Annotated in this window: 17 protein-coding genes; 5 read left to right on the forward strand and 12 right to left on the reverse strand. The window is 71.2% G+C overall.

What is annotated here, in order from left to right:
* Window positions 1–282 precede the first annotated feature (282 nt).
* A complete protein-coding gene (locus tag ABT001_RS28510; protein WP_351283215.1) occupies window positions 283–1,341 on the forward strand; it encodes an LLM class flavin-dependent oxidoreductase in 1,059 nt (352 codons plus the stop codon).
* A gap of 40 nt (window positions 1,342–1,381) precedes the next feature.
* Here ABT001_RS28510 and ABT001_RS28515 read toward each other — a convergent pair whose 3' ends face one another.
* The 6 genes from ABT001_RS28515 to ABT001_RS28540 form a co-directional block, all read right to left on the reverse strand.
* Complete coding sequence (locus tag ABT001_RS28515) at window positions 1,382–2,539, reverse strand: LLM class flavin-dependent oxidoreductase (RefSeq protein ID WP_351283217.1); 1,158 nt, start codon at window positions 2,537–2,539, stop codon at window positions 1,382–1,384.
* Between the two features lie 22 nt (window positions 2,540–2,561).
* On the reverse strand, window positions 2,562–3,743 hold the full coding sequence (locus ABT001_RS28520; protein ID WP_351283220.1) for an SfnB family sulfur acquisition oxidoreductase: 1,182 nt from the start codon (window positions 3,741–3,743) through the stop codon (window positions 2,562–2,564).
* Window positions 3,736–4,290: an NADPH-dependent FMN reductase gene (ssuE, locus tag ABT001_RS28525; RefSeq protein WP_351283222.1), complete on the reverse strand. Its 555-nt coding sequence runs from the start codon at window positions 4,288–4,290 to the stop codon at window positions 3,736–3,738. Before ssuE ends, ABT001_RS28520 begins: the two co-directional genes overlap by 8 nt.
* Before the next feature lie 79 nt (window positions 4,291–4,369).
* Window positions 4,370–5,587 carry an acyl-CoA dehydrogenase family protein gene (locus ABT001_RS28530; RefSeq protein ID WP_351283225.1) on the reverse strand — a complete coding sequence of 406 codons (1,218 nt, stop codon included), beginning with the start codon at window positions 5,585–5,587 and terminating at the stop codon, window positions 4,370–4,372.
* Window positions 5,588–5,619: 32 nt separating this feature from the next.
* A complete protein-coding gene (sfnG, locus tag ABT001_RS28535) occupies window positions 5,620–6,735 on the reverse strand; it encodes a dimethylsulfone monooxygenase SfnG (protein WP_351283228.1) in 1,116 nt (371 codons plus the stop codon).
* Between the two features lie 284 nt (window positions 6,736–7,019).
* On the reverse strand, window positions 7,020–7,121 hold the full coding sequence (locus tag ABT001_RS28540; RefSeq protein ID WP_351283230.1) for a putative leader peptide: 102 nt from the start codon (window positions 7,119–7,121) through the stop codon (window positions 7,020–7,022).
* A 102-nt stretch (window positions 7,122–7,223) separates the two neighbouring features.
* On the opposite strand from ABT001_RS28540, the gene ABT001_RS28545 reads away from it, so the two are divergent.
* Both ABT001_RS28545 and ABT001_RS28550 read left to right on the forward strand, forming a co-directional pair.
* Window positions 7,224–8,120 (forward strand): LysR family transcriptional regulator, encoded by an 897-nt coding sequence (locus ABT001_RS28545; protein WP_351283233.1) that lies wholly within the window; start codon window positions 7,224–7,226, stop codon window positions 8,118–8,120.
* A 78-nt stretch (window positions 8,121–8,198) separates the two neighbouring features.
* Window positions 8,199–8,870, forward strand: coding sequence for a FadR/GntR family transcriptional regulator (locus ABT001_RS28550; RefSeq protein WP_351283236.1), 672 nt, complete (start codon window positions 8,199–8,201; stop codon window positions 8,868–8,870).
* 12 nt (window positions 8,871–8,882) lie between these two features.
* Here ABT001_RS28550 and ABT001_RS28555 read toward each other — a convergent pair whose 3' ends face one another.
* Both ABT001_RS28555 and ABT001_RS28560 read right to left on the reverse strand, forming a co-directional pair.
* Window positions 8,883–9,656, reverse strand: coding sequence for an SDR family NAD(P)-dependent oxidoreductase (locus tag ABT001_RS28555; protein ID WP_351283239.1), 774 nt, complete (start codon window positions 9,654–9,656; stop codon window positions 8,883–8,885).
* The gene (locus tag ABT001_RS28560; protein WP_351283241.1) at window positions 9,656–10,975 is read right to left on the reverse strand and encodes an L-fuconate dehydratase; all 1,320 of its coding nucleotides are present in this window, start codon (window positions 10,973–10,975) and stop codon (window positions 9,656–9,658) included. Before ABT001_RS28560 ends, ABT001_RS28555 begins: the two co-directional genes overlap by 1 nt.
* Before the next feature lie 231 nt (window positions 10,976–11,206).
* On the opposite strand from ABT001_RS28560, the gene ABT001_RS28565 reads away from it, so the two are divergent.
* Window positions 11,207–12,274 carry a PAC2 family protein gene (locus ABT001_RS28565; protein ID WP_351283244.1) on the forward strand — a complete coding sequence of 356 codons (1,068 nt, stop codon included), beginning with the start codon at window positions 11,207–11,209 and terminating at the stop codon, window positions 12,272–12,274.
* An 89-nt stretch (window positions 12,275–12,363) separates the two neighbouring features.
* Here the strand turns inward: ABT001_RS28565 and mshC are convergent, their stop codons facing one another.
* The 4 genes from mshC to ABT001_RS28585 all read right to left on the reverse strand — a co-directional run bounded on the left by mshC (window position 12,364) and on the right by ABT001_RS28585 (window position 15,958).
* Entirely contained in the window at window positions 12,364–13,593 is a 1,230-nt protein-coding gene (gene mshC / locus ABT001_RS28570; RefSeq protein ID WP_351283246.1) for a cysteine--1-D-myo-inosityl 2-amino-2-deoxy-alpha-D-glucopyranoside ligase, read from the reverse strand.
* Between the two features lie 130 nt (window positions 13,594–13,723).
* Window positions 13,724–14,587, reverse strand: a complete 864-nt coding sequence (locus ABT001_RS28575; RefSeq protein ID WP_351283249.1) for an SCO1664 family protein — start codon at window positions 14,585–14,587, stop codon at window positions 13,724–13,726.
* The gene (locus tag ABT001_RS28580) at window positions 14,551–15,141 is read right to left on the reverse strand and encodes a DUF3090 domain-containing protein (protein WP_351283252.1); all 591 of its coding nucleotides are present in this window, start codon (window positions 15,139–15,141) and stop codon (window positions 14,551–14,553) included. Before ABT001_RS28580 ends, ABT001_RS28575 begins: the two co-directional genes overlap by 37 nt.
* A gap of 106 nt (window positions 15,142–15,247) precedes the next feature.
* On the reverse strand, window positions 15,248–15,958 hold the full coding sequence (locus ABT001_RS28585; RefSeq protein WP_351283254.1) for a histidine phosphatase family protein: 711 nt from the start codon (window positions 15,956–15,958) through the stop codon (window positions 15,248–15,250).
* A 52-nt stretch (window positions 15,959–16,010) separates the two neighbouring features.
* On the opposite strand from ABT001_RS28585, the gene corA reads away from it, so the two are divergent.
* Entirely contained in the window at window positions 16,011–16,997 is a 987-nt protein-coding gene (gene corA / locus ABT001_RS28590) for a magnesium/cobalt transporter CorA (RefSeq protein WP_351283256.1), read from the forward strand.
* The last annotated feature ends 11 nt before the right edge of the window (window positions 16,998–17,008 follow it).

Here is a 17,008-nt window from a genome sequence, read left to right on the forward strand (position 1 = left end):
GACATCTGCCCACCCCAAACACAACGTCGGCCTGACCCACCAACGAGATGGATCAGGCCGACGTCACGACGAAGGGGCATTCGCCAACAGCATCCTTCCCGGAGCCGCCCCTCCGCGTGTGCCGGTGCCGTGCCACATCGCGGCCACACGGGCGCAATATGAGGCGGGGACAGTGGAAGGGTGACCGCACAAGGGGAATTACACCTGTCGGCGGCGCTCAACGGTGCCGGATCTCGTCCCGCCGCTCCCGCACCCCGGGCACGAACGGAAGGAACCACTGCTGTGAAGTTCTCCGTGCTCTCCCTCATCGGCCACTCCCCGCACCCGTTGACGGGTGAACTCCTCCCGGCCTCGGAACGGTTCCGCGAGGTGATCGAGACCGGGGTGGCGGCGGAGCGCCTCGGCTTCGACGCGTACGCGGTCGGGGAGCGGCACACGGGGCCGTTCCTCTCGTCCAGTCCCGGAGTGGTACTGGGTGCGCTGGCCGCCCGGACCGGCACCATCCGGCTGCTGACGGGGGTCACGGTGGTCGCGATCCTCGATCCGGTACGGGTGGCGGAGGACTTCGCGACACTCGACCAGATCGCCCGGGGCCGGATCGAGCTGGTCGTGGGCAAGGGCGCGGAGGCCGGCCACTTCGACCTGTTCGGGCTCGACGAGCAGCGGCAGTGGGATCTGCAGAAGGAGAGGTACGAGCTGCTGCGGCGGCTGTGGACCGAGGAGGGAGTGGACTGGGAAGGTGAGTTCCGTCCGTCACTGAAGAACGTGACGACCGTGCCGCGTCCGTACGCCGGTGCGCCGCGCGTCTGGCACGGCTCGGCGACCAGCCTCAACTCCCCCGAACTGGCGGCGAAGCACGGTGATCCGCTCTTCACCGCCAACGCGGTCCAGCCGCGTGAGGCGTACGCCAGGCTGATCGCCCACTACCGGGAGCGGTTCGAGGCGTACGGGCACGATCCGGCGGGAGCACGGGTGGCGGCGGGGTCGGGCGGGCTGCTGATCGCGGACACCCCGCGGCAGGCGGTCGAGCGCTACAAGGAGCTGTACGAGGCCAGGGTCGCCCAGACCTTCAAGCCGCACCTGGAAGGCAGGGCCGGCTACAACACCCCGTTCCGCACGATCGAGGACGCGATCGCGAACGGGCCGCAGCTCATCGGCTCGCCTCAGCAGATCATCGACAAGGTCCTCGGCTACCACGCGGTGTACCGGCACGACCTGCAGTCGATCACGGTGGACGGCTTCGGCCTGTCCCTCGGCGAACAGCTGGAGACGCTCCAGCGGTTCGCCGAGGAGATCGCCCCGGTCCTCCGGCGCGAGGCGGCCACCACCCTCTGGGAGTGATCCCGGGGCCCCGGGCCCCACGGAGCCCGGGGCCCGGGGCTCAGGCCCCCGCCGGGGCCCCGGCGAAGGGAACCTGGGCGGGCCCGGGCTCGGCCGGGCCTTCCGGGTGGGCCCAGAGTCCGCGGGCCGCGAGCCGGGGCAGGACGCCCTCGCCGAACCGGTACGCCTCCTCCAGGTGCGGGTAGCCGGAGAGGATGAACTCGTCGATGCCGAGACGGTGGTACTCCTCGACACGTTCGGCGATCTCCTCGTGGCTGCCCACGAGGGCGGTGCCCGCGCCACCGCGGACCAGACCGATGCCCGCCCACAGGTTGGGGTGGATCTCCAGGCCGTCGCGACCGCCGCCGTGCAGGGCGAGCATCCGCTTCTGCCCGTCGGACTCACTGCGGGCCAGGCCCTCCTGGACGGAGCGCACCGTGGCGGGGTCGAAGCCCGCCAGAAGGCGGTCCGCCTCGGCCCAGGCCTGCTCGGAGGTGTCCCGGGCGATGACGTGGAGCCGGATCCCGAAGCGCGGGGTGCGCCCCTCCCGCTCCGCGAGCCCCCGTATCCAGGCGATCTTCCCGGCTACCTGGGCGGGCGGTTCGCCCCAGGTGAGGTAGACGTCCGCGTGCCGGGCCGCGACCACGCCGGCGGCGGGCGAGGAGCCGCCGAAGTACACCTCGGGCACCGGGTCGGGGACCCGGGTGAGCCGGGCGTCCTCAACGGTGAGGTGCTCCCCCTTCAGGTCGACCGTCCTGCCGTTCCACAGGTCCCGGACGATCTCCAAAAACTCGCCGGTACGGGCGTAGCGCGCGTCCTTGTCGAGGAAGTCGCCGTAGGCGCGCTGCTCGTGGCTCTCCCCGCCCGTCACCACGTTGAGCAGCAGCCGTCCTCCGGTCTGGCGCTGGTAGGTGGCGGCCATCTGCGCGGCGAGCGTGGGCGAGACGAAGCCGGGCCGGAAGGCGACCAGGAACTTCAGCCGTTCGGTGTGCTGGCTGACCATGGCGGTGGTCAGCCAGGCGTCCTCGCACCAGGCGCCGGTGGGCGTCAGGACCCCCTCGAAGCCGAGGTCCTCGGCGGCGCGCGCGATCTGGGCGAGGTAGCGGACGGTGGGCGGGCGGTCGCCGCCCGCCGCGGTGACGGGGGTGCCGTGGCCGCCTCCGACGACGTGCCGGCTGTCGCCGTTGGTGGGCAGGAACCAGTGGAAGGTGAGAGTCACCGGTGATCTCCGATCGGGGGCGTCACAGCAGGCCGTGGCGGGGTGGACGGGTGCCGTTGAGGGCATGGCGGCCGAGGTGCTGGATCTTCCAGCGGGCGGGGTCGTGGAGCGTGTGGGTGCGGGCGTCACGCCAGTGCCGGTGCAGATTCAGCGAGTCGAGGGCGGAGCGGGTGCCGGCCACCTCGAAGAGGGCTCCCGCCACGTCGACGGCGGCGCCCGCCGCGTACACCTTGGCGGCGGCGACGGCGAGGGACGCCGCCGCGGCGGTCTCGTCGGTCAGGGTGGCCTGGGCGGTGTCCACCGCACGGGCCGCCGTGTCCAGGAGCGCGTCGGCGGCCCGTACCCGGAGGTCGAGTTCGCCGAACCGCTGGATGAGCAGCGGATCCTCGGCCGCCGTGTCGTACCCGCTCTCGAACCAGGGACGGCTCTTCGTCCGGACGAAGTCCGCCGCTTCGGCCAGCGCCCCGGCCGCGATCCCGCTGTCGATCGCGGCGTGCAGCAGCTGCGCGACCGCGCCGTGCAGCTGGGGGCCCTCGAAGGTCAGATGGTGGGCGAACACCCGGTCGGCGGGCACGGGTACCTCCTCCAGCCGCACCGTCCCGCTGGCGGTGGTGCGCTGGCCCATGCCGTCCCAGTCGTCGACGACGGTGACGCCGGGGGTGCCGGCCGGGACGTAGGCGACGTACGGCTTCTCGTCGGCGCCGAGGGCGAGCACGGGGATCCAGTCGGCGAAGAGCGCGCCGGTCGCGTAGTTCTTCACCCCGGTCAGCAGGTACGAGCCGTCGGCTGCGGGCTCCAGCCGGGTGCGGATGTCCTGGACGTGCTTGGTCCCGGCCTCCGACTGGGCGTTGCCGAGCCGCTTGCCGGCCAGCAGTTCGCCGTAGAAGAAGGCCTGTTGCTCCGGTGTGCCCTGCCTGCGGATCACGTTGACGTACGCGAAGTGGCTCTGCGGGATCTGCGCGATGCTGGCGTCCGCCGAGGCCAGCAGCCGGAAGATCCGGGCGAGGGTGACCGCGCCTACGTCCGCGCCGCCGTGAGCCGCCGGGACGGTGACGGCCAGCAGACCCGACGCTGAGAGCTTGTCCAGTTCGGCGCGGGGCAGCAGGCGTCCGGCGTCGCGCCGCGGGGCTCCCGTACGGAATTCCGCGGCCAGTTCGGCGGCCTTCTTCAGTGCCTGGGCGTCGTCGCGGATGATCTCAGCCATGGACGGCCACCGGTGCACGGCTCTCCAGCGCGGTGGCGAACCCGTCGAGGATCGCGCCGAGCGCCTCGGCGTCGGCGGTTTCGACGGTGAGGGTTCCGTCGGCGGACACCGAGATGTGCCGGTCCAGGACGAACCAGCCCTGGGTGATGTGGGTGGCCCCCATCGAGCTGAGCACGGGCCGCAGCGCGTAGTCGATGGCCAGGACGTGCGCGGTGCTGCCGCCGGTGGCCAGCGGCAGGACGGTCTTCCCGGTGAGGGCGTACTGCGGCAGGAGGTCGAGGAGGGACTTGAGCAGGCCGGAGTAGGCCGCCTTGTAGACGGGTGTGCCGATGACGACTCCGTCGGCCGCCGCGAACAGGTCCAGGGCTCCGGCCACGGCCGGATGGCCGAAGTCGGCGCGCAGCAGGGCGTCGGCGGGAAGTGTGCGGACGTCGAACGGAACGACCGTGTGGCCCCGGTCTGCGAGCTGTGTGTCGAGGTGGCGCAGCAGCCGGGCGGTGCGGGAGGTGGCGGAGGGGCTTCCCGAGACGGACAGGACGGTGGCCATGGGCCCTCTATTCGTGGTGGTGGTCGAAAGACACCCGGGGGCCGGCGTGCCCGTGCGGGTACGGGCACGCCGGGGGCGGTCAGGAGTACCAGGTGGGCTCGGGCAGTTCCCCGGTGAGGACGTGCCGGCCGACCTCGCGGCGCTTGTAGGCGACCGGATCGTGCAGGGTGTGGGTGCGGACGTTGCGCCAGAAGCGGTCGAAGCCCTCGGCGGACGCGGTGGCGCGGGCGCCGGTGACCTCGAAGATCTTGCTGGTGACCTCCAGGGCGACGTCGGTGGCGCGGGCCTTGGCTGCGGCTACGCGGACCTCGAACGCGGCACGGGTCTGCTCGGTGACGGCGTCGGGGTCCTCGTGCAGCGCCTGGCCTTCGAGGGCGACGGCGTCGGCCAGGGCCTCGACGGCCCAGAGCTTCGCGGTGAGGTCGCCGTAGATGTCGATGACGTAGGGCTCGTCGACGGCCTTGTCGTAGCCGCCGTGCAGCCAGGAGCGTGACTTGGTGCGGGTGTAGCCGGCCGCGGTCTCCAGGGCTCCGGCGGCGATGCCGAGGTAGAAGCTGACGAAGACCAGCTGGATGACGGGGACGTTGAGGGTGTTGTACGTCCGGGGAAGGAACTCCTTGTCGACGAATCCTGCGGCCGATGACCAGGGGGTGCGTACGCCGTCGAGGGTGACGCCGCCGCTCTCGGTGAGCCGCTGGCCGATGTTGTCCCAGTCGTCGTGGAAGGTCAGTCCCTCGCTGTCGGAGGGGACGATGGCGAAGACGTGCTTGTCGGTGCCTTCCAGAACACCTTCCAGCACGGTGACGTCGGAGACCCGGCTGCCGGTGGAGAAGGTCTTCCGGCCGGTGAAGAGGAGGTCGTCACCGTCCTCGGTGACGGTCACGTCGTTGTCGCGGGGGTTGACCGCGCCGCCGAAGAACCACTGGTTGCGGGCGGCTTGGGCCTCGACGTGCTCCCACTGTTCCCTGGTGCCGACGAGACGGGCGGCCCAGTTCCAGAGGTAGTGGTAGCCGAGGAGCTGGCCGATGGAACCGTCGGCCTTGGAGACCTCGCGCACGACGCGGTAGGCAGTGGTCCAGTCCTGGCCGGCGCCGCCGTGCGTGGCGGGGCCGAGGAGGGTGACGAGGCCTGAGTCCTTGAGGAGCCGGACCTCGGCGTGGGGCGTGGCGCCGGCCTTGTCACGGGCTGCGGCGTCGGTGGCGAGGACGGCGGCGACCTCGGCGGCGCGGGCGGTCCAGCCCTGGGCGTCCTGGGGGGCGGGCCTGGTCTGCCAGTCGGTGGGTGCGACGGTGCTCATCGTGGACCTCTCGTGGTGGGGTGCGGGGTGGTTCAGGAGCGGGCGGGTTCGGGCTGCTGCGCCTCCAGTTCGCGGACGAGGGGCAGCACCTTCCTGCCGAAGTACTCGACCTCTTCGAGGTAGTGCAGGAAGCCCAGGAGGAGGAGGTCGACGCCGAGCCGCTTGTAGGCGACGATCCGCTCGGCGATCTGTTCCGGGGTGCCGATCAGGCCCGTACGGAAGCCGTCGTTGTACTGGACGAGGTCCTCGAAGGAGGAGTCCTGCCACATGCCCCTGCCGTCGGCGGCGGACCGTCCGGCCTGTTTGACCGCGGAGCCGAAGCCCTCGACGGCCTCGGAATCGGCCTTGGCGACGATCTCCCGGAGGGTCTCGCGGGCCTCCGCCTCGGTGTCACGGGCGATGATGAAGCCGTTGAGCCCGAATTTCGGGGCGGTGCGGCCTGCTGCGGCGGCGGACCTGGCCACGTCCTGGATCTGTTCGGTGACGCCGTCGAAGTCCTTGCCGTTGCTGAAGTACCAGTCGGAGACCCGGCCCGCCATGGCCCGGGCGGCCGTGGAGTTGCCGCCCTGGAAGATCTCCGGGTGCGGGCGGTCGGCGGTGTTGAGCGGCTTGGGCTTGAGCGAGAAGTCCCGGATCCGGTAGAAGTCGCCGGCCAGTTCGGCGTGGTCCTCGGTCCAGACGGAGCGCAGGGCCCGGATGAACTCCTCCGAGCGGCGGTAGCGCTCGTCGTGCTCCAGCCAGGGTTCGCCGAGCGCGGTGAACTCGTCCTTGAACCATCCGCTGACGACATTGACCGCGAACCGCCCCTTGGACAGGTGGTCGGCGGTCGCGCCCAGCTTGGCGAGTACGCCCGGGTGCCACAGGCCCGGATGGACGGCGGCGATGACCTTGAGCCGCTCGGTGGCCAGCAGCAGGGCGAGGCTGAAGGAGGTCGACTCGTGCTGGTACTCGGCGCCGTAACTGGCCATGTAACGGACCTGGCTGAGCGCGTAGTCGAAGCCGTTGTTCTCGGCGAGCACGGCGAGCTCACGGTTGTAGTCGTAGCCCCAGTCGGTGCGCTGTTCGATCCGGCTGGTGACCAGGCCGCCGCTGACGTTGGGCACCCAGTACGCGAAGCGCAAGGGGTCGACGGATTGCGAAATGGGCATGAGGACTCCCGGAGTCGGGGGTGAGCGGGCAGGGCTGGGTGGCCGGGCAGTCCTCGGTACAGGTCGGCGCGTTACGGCACGGGGCCGCACGGCACGGCGCGCGGACCGGCACGCGGCGACACGGACGGCCTTGGGCGGCGGGGAGCGGCGCGAGGCGGCGGTGCGGCGCGAAGCGGTACGGGCGTCGGCGAGGAGTGCCGGGTCACCGGCGGGGGGAGATCCCGGAAACGGGCGGGCCCGTCCTGGTCAGAACAGGATGGAGCGGTGCGCGAAGGAGGGGTCCCTCAGACTTCGCGACAACAGAACGCACTGGCGACACGTGCGAGGTCGATATGACGTCGCTGCGTGAAATTCCGTCGGTCCTTCATGGCTCTCACACTAGCCATCTCCGGCGCCGGCAGTCGAGTAGGCAATCACGAGCCGTTGATAGGGTTTCCCTTCAACCGGCCGTGTCGGTGCACTCGTCCCGCTCCCGGAGGTGCGTGGCCATGCGCGTGGAACAGCTCGAGTACATCGAGGCGGTGACACGGCTGGGTTCGCTGCGCCGGGCCGCCGAGGAGCTTCATCTCTCCCAGCCCGCGCTGAGCGAGACCGTGCGCAACCTCGAACGCGAGCTCGGGGTGGATCTCCTGGACCGCAGACGCTCCGGTGCGAAGATCAGCGACGAGGGCCGGGAGCTGCTGCCGCACATCATCGGTGTGATCGACGCGGTCGACCGGCTGCGGAGGGCGGCCGACGACCAGCACCACATCAGCCGGATGATCCGGCTCGGGACGGTCAACGCGGCGACGGTCCCCCTGCTCGTGCCCGCGGTGCGCGAGTTCCGTGCGAGCCATCCCATGACCCAGGTGGAGGTCGTCGGGGCGCAGCAGGCCGAGATCCACCGCTCCCTCCTGGAAGGCGGGTTCGACCTCGGGCTCGTCAACTACCTCCAGGGCGACGACATGCCGCCCGACTTCCACACGACGGAGCTGCTGCGCGGGCGGGCCGTGGTCTGCATGCGCCCCGACAGCCCCCTGGCGGCCAGGGAGACCGTCCGGGTGAGCGATCTCCTGGCGGAGCCCCTCATCGTGATGCGCGCCGGTTACGTCATGCACCGGTTCGTGCACCGGCTGCTCGCAGGACGCTCCCCCGCCTTCTCGTACTCCACGGACGGCGCGGAGATGGGCAAACTGATGGTGGCGGAGGGGCTCGGCGCGACGGTGCTGCCCGACTTCAGCGTCGTGGGCGATCCCTTGGAGCGCAGCGGCACGATCGTGTGCCGGCCGCTCGACGATGTCGGCGCCGCCGTTCTCCTGGTGCTCCAGCGCCGCAGGTCGGGCTCCGTCCCCCGCGCGGCACGTGACCTCCACCGGCTCCTCGTGGAGCGTGCGCGGGGTCTGTGAACGGGCGGGGCACGGCAGCCGCCACGGGCCGCATAATGGGGGCATACATCGGATGTCTTGTGTGCGAGGAGGCCCCTTATGGCCGTCACCGATGAAGCGATCGAGAAGATCAAGGGAATGATCGTCTCAGGCGCCCTGGCCCCGGGCGACCGGCTCCCCAAGGAGAGCGAGCTCGCGGCCGAACTGGGCCTGTCGCGCAACTCGTTGCGCGAGGCGGTGCGCGCGCTGTCACTGATCCGGATCCTCGACGTGCGTCAGGGCGACGGCACCTACGTCACCAGCCTCGACCCGCAACTGCTCCTGGAGGCCCTCAGCTTCGTGGTGGACTTCCACCGCGACGACACGGTGCTGGAGTTCTTCGCGGTACGCCGGATCCTGGAGCCGGCCGCCACGGGGATGGCGGCGTCGCGCATCACGGAGGAACAGCTCGACGCCCTGGACGCCCAGCTGGACGCGCTGGGCCCCGATCCCTCGGTGGAGGCGCTGGTGGCGGGCGATCTGGAGTTCCACCGGAGCATCGTCCAGGCCGGCGGCAACTCCGTGCTGTGCTCCCTGCTGGACGGCCTGTCCGGCCCGACCACCAGGGCCAGGGTGTGGCGCGGGCTGACGCAGGAGGACGCGGTCAGCCGCACCCTGCGCGAGCACCGGGCGATCCTCACCGCACTCCGGGACCGGGACGCCGAGGCGGCCCGGTCCTGGGCGACGGTGCACGTGGCCAGCGTGGAGCAGTGGCTGCGCTCAACCCTGTGAGGGTCAATACACCTAGGCCGGCCTCAGGCGCAGGCCCTGCATCCCGCCGTCGACGGCGAGCGCGGTGCCGGTGACGGACGCGGCCGCCGGGCTCGCCAGGTAGACGACGGCGGCTGCCACCTCGTCGGCGGACACCAGGCGTCCGAGCGGCTGGCGGGCGTCGAGCGCGGCCCGCTCCGCCTCCGGGTCCTCCGCCTGCCCGAGCAGACGGCCGATCCAGGGCGTGTCCGCGGTCCCCGGGTTGACGCAGTTGACCCTGACGCCCTCACGGACGTGGTCGGCCGCCATCGCGAGGGTGAGGGAGAGCACCGCTCCCTTGCTCGCGCTGTAGAGCGCGCGCTGCGGAATGCCCGCGGTCGCGGCGATGGAGCAGGTCTGGGTGATCGACACGGCCCCGGGCCGCTCGGCGGCGGCGCGGCGCAGATGGGGCAGGGCATGGCGGGCGGTGCGGACCATACCGAGCACGTTGATGTCCAGTACGCGGACCCACTCCGTGTCGGGGTTGTCCTCGACGGTGCCGATCGAGCCGATTCCCGCGTTGGACACCACGGTGTGCAGCCCGCCCAGCTCGGCGGCAGCCCGGTCGACCGCGGTCCGTACGGCGCCGTCGTCCGTCACGTCGGCCTCGATGGCGAGCGCCCCCTCGGGTGCCCCCTCGGTGTCGCGGTCCAGGACCGCGACGCGCGCCCCGCGGGCGAGCAGCAGGGTCGCCACGGCGGCCCCGATACCGGATGCGCCGCCCGTCACCAGGGCGGACAGTCCGTCGAAATCCTGCGTACGGGCCATCAGCCGGTCTCCTCGGGGGTGCGGCGGGCCTGCCAGACGGGGCCCTGCGGGTAGCGGTGTGCGGCGATCGAGGCCGGGAGCATCCGGGCGGAGAAGCCCGGTTCGCGCGGGGCGACGTAGTGGCCGTCCGCGATGACGACCGGGTCGGCGAAGTGCTCGTGGAGGTGGTCGACGTATTCGATGACGCGGTCCTCACGGCTGCCGGAGACCGCGACGTAGTCGAACATCGAGAGGTGCTGGACCAGTTCGCACAGCCCGACGCCCCCCGCGTGGGGGCACACCGGGACGCCGTACTTGGCGGCGAGCAGCAGGACCGCGAGGTTCTCGTTGACGCCGGCGACGCGTGCGGCGTCGATCTGGACGAAGTCGACGGCTTCGGCCTGCAGCAGCTGCTTGAACACGACCCGGTTGGCGATGTGTTCGCCGGTGGCGACCTTGACCGGCTGCCCGGCGCGCACGGCGGCGTGGCCGAGTACGTCGTCGGGGCTGGTCGGTTCCTCGATCCAGTACGGGTCGTACGGGGCGAGCGCGTTCATCCACTCCACCGCCTCGGCCACGTCCCAGCGCTGGTTGGCGTCGACGGCGATCCGGACGCCGGGGCCGACGGCCTCACGCGCGAGCGCGAGCCTCCGGACGTCGTCGTCCAGGTCGGCACCGACCTTCAGCTTGATCTGGGTGAAGCCGTCCGCGACGGCCTCCTCGGCCAGGCGTACGAGCTTGTCGTCGTCGTACCCCAGCCAGCCGGGTGACGTGGTGTACGCGGGATAGCCTTCGGCCAGCAGCCTCCCGGTGCGTTCGGCACGGCCCGGCTCCGCGGCCCGGAGGATGCCGAGCGCCTCCTGCGGGGTGAGGGCGTCCGTGAGGTAGCGGAAATCGACGAGGGAGACGAGCTCCTCCGGGGTCATCTCCGCGAGGAACCGCCAGACGGGCTTCCCTGCCAGTTTCGCCGCGAGGTCCCAGGCGGCGTTGACGACCGCTCCGGCCGCCATGTGCATCACGCCCTTCTCGGGGCCGAGCCAGCGCAGCTGGGAATCGTGCGTGAGCGTCCGGTACAGGGCGGCGAGGTCCGCGGCGGTGCGCGGGACGGGACGCCCGGCCACGTAGGGCCGGAGGTTCTCGATCGCGGCGGCCATGACATCGTTGCCACGGCCGATGGTGAAGCAGAATCCGTGCCCCTCCTCGCCCGCGCCGTCCGTGCGCAGGACGACGTAGGCGGCGGAGTAGTCGGGGTCGGGGTTCATGGCGTCCGAGCCGTCCAGCTGTTCCGAGGTGGGAAACCGGATGTCGTCGACCTCGAAATCCATGACGGTCAGACTCATGTGCGCCCCCAGGGGAATAACATCGGATCTCTCATTGGTCATCCGATGTATAGCCCGCTGCGGGCCTCGCAGTCCAGGGTCCGTCCGAAGTTTGATCAGTTCGACTTCGGGACAGATCGGATGAATCAAGCGGTGGCACGCTTCACCTCCGCACGCAAACGGCCTGGGGCGGAAGGGAACGGAAGCCGTAAGGTTGGTCCGTACACAAGGGAACTTCGGAAGGAGGCCTGGGTGATCGAGCTCGAGGGGGTACCCGAGCTGGTCGACCCGGTCATGGTGGCCGCGTTCGAGGGCTGGAACGACGCCGGTGACGCCGCCTCCACAGCGGTCGCGCATCTGGACCGGGAGTGGAAGGGCGAGGTCTTCGCGGCGCTCGACGCCGAGGACTACTACGACTTCCAGGTCAACCGGCCCACGGTGTGGCTGGACGGCGGCACGCGGAAGATCACCTGGCCCACCACGCGGCTCTCCGTGGTCCGGGTCGGCGGCGAGAAGCCCCGTGACCTGGTGCTGATCCGAGGCATCGAACCCTCCATGCGCTGGCGCTCGTACTGCAACGAGATCTTGGGCTTCGCCCATGAGCTGGGCGTCGAGATGGTCGTCATCCTGGGGGCGCTGCTCGGCGACACCCCGCACACCAGGCCGGTGCCCGTCAGCGGGGTCACCTCGGATCCGGACCTGGCCAGGACCATGGATCTGGAGGAGACCCGGTACGAGGGGCCGACCGGCATCGTGGGCATCCTCCAGGAGGCCTGCACGCATGCGGGCGTGCCCGCCGTGAGCCTCTGGGCAGCGGTGCCTCACTACGTGTCGCAGCCGCCCAACCCGAAGGCGACGCTGGCGCTCCTGAACCGTCTCGAGGATCTGCTCGGGCTGCGGATCCCGCTGGGCGAGCTGCCCGAGGACGCCCGCGCATGGCAGCTCGGGGTCGACCAGCTGGCCGCCGAGGACAGTGAGGTCGCGGAGTACGTGCAGACCCTGGAGGAAGCGCGGGACACCGCCGAGCTGCCCGAGGCGTCCGGCGAGGCCATCGCCCGTGAGTTCGAGCGGTATCTGCGGCGCAGGGACATCGGCGGGCCGGGCCAGGCACCGGGCGGTCACGCCACGGAGAGCGGTGACGTGCCGTATCTGCGGGACACGTCCGGCGGCCGCACGAGACCGCCGAAGCCGCCGCGCCCGGACAAGGGGAAGGGCCCGGAGCCGGGCAAGGGCCGGGCCAAATCCCAGGACGCCGAAGGGGGCCCCGCACCCGAGGATCCGCCGCAGGCCGGGCCGGACGAGGACGCCTCGGACGACTGACTCCCCTCGGCTGACTCCCCTCCGGACGGTGAAACGGCCCCGGACCGCGCGTGACGCGTGGTCCGGGGCCGTTCGTCGGTCCGGGAGTACTACAGGGCGACACCCAGCAGGGCGTCGACGGTCCGTGAGACGAGCCCGGGCGCGCCCTCGTCCGTGCCGCCGTCCGCGCTCTGCGCGGCGGCCCAGCGGTCCACGGCGGCGAGTGCGGCCGGGGAGTCCAGGTCGTCGGCCAGCGCCTCCCGCACCTCCTCGACCAGGGCGTCGGCGGAGAGCCCGTCCGGTCGGGAGACCGCGGCACGCCAGCGGGCGAGTCGCTCGACGGCGTCGTCGAGCACCTGGTCGGTCCACTCCCAGTCGGACCTGTAGTGGTTGGCGAGCAGGGCGAGCCTGATCGCGGCGGGGTCCACGTCGTCCCGGCGCAGTGCCGACACGAAGACGAGGTTGCCCTTGGACTTGGACATCTTCTCGCCGTTCAGGGCGACCATGCCGGCGTGCACGTAGGCACGGGCGAAGGGGTGCTCGCCGGTCAGCACCTGGGCGTGCGAGGCGCCCATCTCGTGGTGCGGGAAGGCGAGGTCGGAGCCACCGCCCTGGACGTCGAAGGTCATGCCCAGGTGGTCCAGCGCGATGGCGACGCACTCGATGTGCCAGCCGGGCCTGCCGCGCCCGAGGGTGCCTCCGTCCCAGCTCGGCTCGCCCTCGCGGGCGGCCATCCAGAGCATCGGGTCGAGGGGGTTCTTCTTGCCGAGGCGCTCCGGGTCCCCGCCACGCTCGGCGGAGAGCAGCCGCATGGCCTCGGCGTCCAGGCCCGAGACCTCGCCGAAGTGCGGGTCGCACTCGACGGAGAAGTACACGTCACCGTCGAGTTCGTAGGCCGCGCCCGCGTCGCGGAGGCGTTCCACGAGCGGGACGATGCCGGGTATCGCCTCGACGGCCCCGATGTAGTGCTTCGGGGGCAGCATGCGCAGGGCGGTCATGTCCTCCCGGAAGAGAGCCGTCTCGCGCTCGGCGAGCTCGGTCCAGTCCTCGCCGTCACGTACGGCCCGCTCCAGCAGCGGATCATCCACGTCGGTCACGTTCTGGACGTAGTGAACCTGCCGCTTGGTGTCGAGCCACACGCGTTGGACGAGGTCGAACGCGTTGTAGGTCGCCGCATGACCCATGTGGGTCGCGTCGTACGGCGTGATGCCGCAGACGTAGATGCGGGCGACGGGACCGGGGTCAAGGGTGATCCGTCCGCCGGTCGCGGTGTCGTGGATCCGAAGGTCGCGGCCCTTGCCAGGCAGGGCGGGGACCTCAGAAGCGGGCCAGGCATGCATGTCATGAGCGTAACCGGACGTTGCTTCCGGATACGAACCGGATGGCTGATCGTGGCCGAAGAGGCGCTCTTGCGCGTCTCCGGCCGGCGTGCATTCCTCGCCGGACAGACTTGATCAGGTCCCCGTCCCGCTACACCGGCGGCCAGGGGATCGGTGGCCAGTCACCGCTCGGCCGAGGATGGCGGCCGGTCTCGCGGAGGCTCTCCACCCGGTCGCGCAGGGCATCCATCTCCGCCGCGGTGATGAGTTCCGCCAACCGGGTGGCGAGCGCCGCTCCCGGTTCCAGCCCGGCGGACAGCCGGTCGAGGACCTCTGCGGCCTCCGCCGTCAGCGGCTCACCGGCCCACCCCCAGAGCAGCGTCCGCAGCTTGTCGTCGGCGTTGAAGGTGACGCCGTGGTCGATGCCGTACAGCCGCCCGCCGGGTGCCGGGAGCAGGTGTCCCCCCTTGCGGTCACCGTTGTTGATCACCGCGTCCAGAACCGCGAGCCTGCGCAGCCGGGGATCGTCGGCGTGCACCAGCAGGGCCGTCTTCCCCTCCCCCACGTCGGCGAGGCCGACGGCCTTCCAGCCGTCCCCCGGCTCGTCGCCCTCGACGAGCGCGAGCAGGGGCGGCAGACCGTCGGCCGACCGGTCACCGTCAGCGGTGTCGTCGGGCTCCGCCTCGATCCACAGCTGGCACATCCCCTCGCCGTAGGGGCCTTCCCGCAGGACCGTGGGCGGTACGAGTCCCCAGCCGGTGGCCTCGGAGATCTCGTACGCCGCGACCTCGCGCCGGGCGAGCGTGCCGTCCGGGAAGTCCCACAGCGGCTGCTCGCCGGCGACCGGCTTGTAGACACAGGGGCGTTCCTCGCCCTCGTGGGCGACCGTGCAGTACAGCACCGCGTTCGACGCGCCCCTGACCTGGCCGAGGACCGTCAGCTCCCCCTCGGCCAGCAGGGTGCGCAGTCCGCCCTCCGTCAGGCCCCGCGACGGTATCCGTTCTGGCGCGGGCATACGTGTCCTTCCGGATCGAGAGGGAGGCTGCACAGCGGGCAGGGCGGCCGGCCCGCGTTCACGACGTCCAGCGCGCGTTTGGCGAACGCCCGTGCCTGAGCACCGCTCAGCCGGACGCGCAGCATCGGCGGACCGTTCTCCTCGTCCTGCAGGAGCTTCTCCTCCGCCTCCGCGAGGTCGTCCTCGGAGTCGGCGTCCAGTTCGACGAGAGCCTGCGCCTCGACGATCATGCGCTGCTCCTCGCCGTCCCAGGCGAGTGCCATCGTCCCGACCCTGAACTCCTCCTCGACGGGGACGTCGAGCGGTGCGGTGTCGGTGACGTCCATGGGTGCCACGGCCGGCACCGGTGAGTTGCCGCCGGTCCGCCGGACCACCTCGTCGAGGAGTTCGTCGATCCGTTCGGCCAGCGCGGAGACCTGGGTCTTCTCCAGGGCCACACTCGTGACCCGTCCCCGCGAGGATGCCTGGAGGAAAAACGTACGGCGGCCAGGCAGCCCGACCGTACCGGCCACGAAACGGTCCGGTGGGTCGTAGAGGAACACCTGACGGGACACGTCCTGTCTCCCTTGAGAATCTGATGGCGGATGGGGCGGGGCCCTGGGGCCCCGCGGGATCTTCCACAGGGCCTCTACGGCGCGTCCACCCTACTGCCCCCGGCGATCACGGTGCCCCAGCGCCGCCCCCGACGGCCGCGTCCGTTGCCGTGTCCGCCGCCGCGTCGGCCCCGACGGCCTGTTCCCGCGGCATCAGGGACGCGAAGTCGCCGGTGTCGCCGAGGCGGAGGAGGAAGGGGCGCAGCCGTGTGTAGCGGATCGCGGTGACCGAGCACGGGTCGGCCTGGACGCGCTGGAAGAGGTCGAGGTGCATGCCGAGCGCGTCGGCGACGAGCGACTTGATGATGTCGCCGTGCGAGCACATCAGATACGTGGCGTCCTCGCCGTGTTCCGCCTCGATGCGGGCGTTCCAGTCCCGCACCGCGTCGACGGCCCGCGCCTGCATGGCCCGCATGGACTCCCCACCGGGGAAGGCGGCGGCCGAGGGGTGCTGCTGGACGACCTTCATCAGCGGTTCGTCGGAGAGCTCGGCGAGCTTGCGCCCCGACCAGTCCCCGTAGTCGCACTCGCTGATCCGGTCCTCGGTGTGCGGGGTGAGGTCCGGGCGGGCGTCGAGCAGCGGCTGGAGCGTCTCGCGGCAGCGCTGCAGCGGGCTGCTGACCACGGCCGCGAGCGGGAGCGCCGCCAGCCGGCCGGGCAGTGCGGCGGCCTGTTCGGCGCCGCGTTCGTCGAGGGAGACACCTGGGGTCCGGCCCGCGAGCACTCCGGAGGTGTTGGCGGTCGAGCGTCCGTGACGTACAAGAAGCAGCGTGGGCATACCTGCCAGCCTAGAGGTGCGTGAACGCGGTGCGGCAGGGAACAATGCGCGGGTGATCGTCGACTGCGGAATTTACCGGGACGGGCGCCGGACCGAGGGTCCCGCCGATTTCTCCGATGCCCTCGACGAGGCACGTGCCGCCGGGGACGCCTTCGTCTGGATCGGGCTGCACGAGCCGACGGAGAAGGAGTTCGACCTGGTCAGCAGCGAGTTCTCGCTGCACCCGCTGGCGGTGGAGGACGCCCTGCAGGCCCATCAGCGGCCGAAGCTGGAGATCTACGACGACTCGCTCTTCGTCGTCATCAAACCGGTGGTCTACGAGCCGGAGAGCGACACCGTGAGCGCCGGCGAGCTGATGCTGTTCATAGGGGATTCCTTCGTGGTGACCGTGCGGCACGGAGAGGGTGCGCCGCTCGCGGCGGTCCGCCGCCGGCTGGAGGCCGAGCCCGAGGTCCTCAGGCACGGGCCCACGTCCGTGCTCTACGCGGTCAGCGACGCCGTGGTGGACCACTACATCGAGGTCGCGGCGGAACTCCAGATCGACCTGGAGGAGCTGGAGGCCGACGTCTTCGCCCCGGCGGGAACCGGGGACTCCAAGAACACGGCCGCGAGCATCTACACCTTCAAGCGTCAGGTGCTCGAATTCCGGCGGGCGACGAATCCGCTGGGCGCGCCGATGGCGAGGCTGTCGAGTGCGGGCGTGCCGTTCGTCGACACGGACTCGCAGCCGTTCTTCCGGGACGTGAACGACCATCTGACACGTGCCGTCGAGCACGTGGAAGGACTCGACCGGCTGCTCTCGGACATCCTGTCCGCGCATCTGGCGCAGGTGGGTGTCCGGCAGAACGACGACATGCGGAAGATCTCGGCGTGGGCCGCGATGGCCGCTGTGCCGACCATGGTCGCGGGGATCTACGGCATGAACTTCACGCACATGCCGGAGCTCGGCTGGGTGTGGACCTACCCGGCGGTCATCGCGCTGATGGGCTTCGCCGTCGTCGGGCTGTACCGCCTGTTCAAGCGCCGCGGCTGGCTGTAGCCGGGGCGGCG

Source organism: Streptomyces sp. NPDC002793, from assembly GCF_040295485.1.
Classification (GTDB): domain Bacteria; phylum Actinomycetota; class Actinomycetes; order Streptomycetales; family Streptomycetaceae; genus Streptomyces.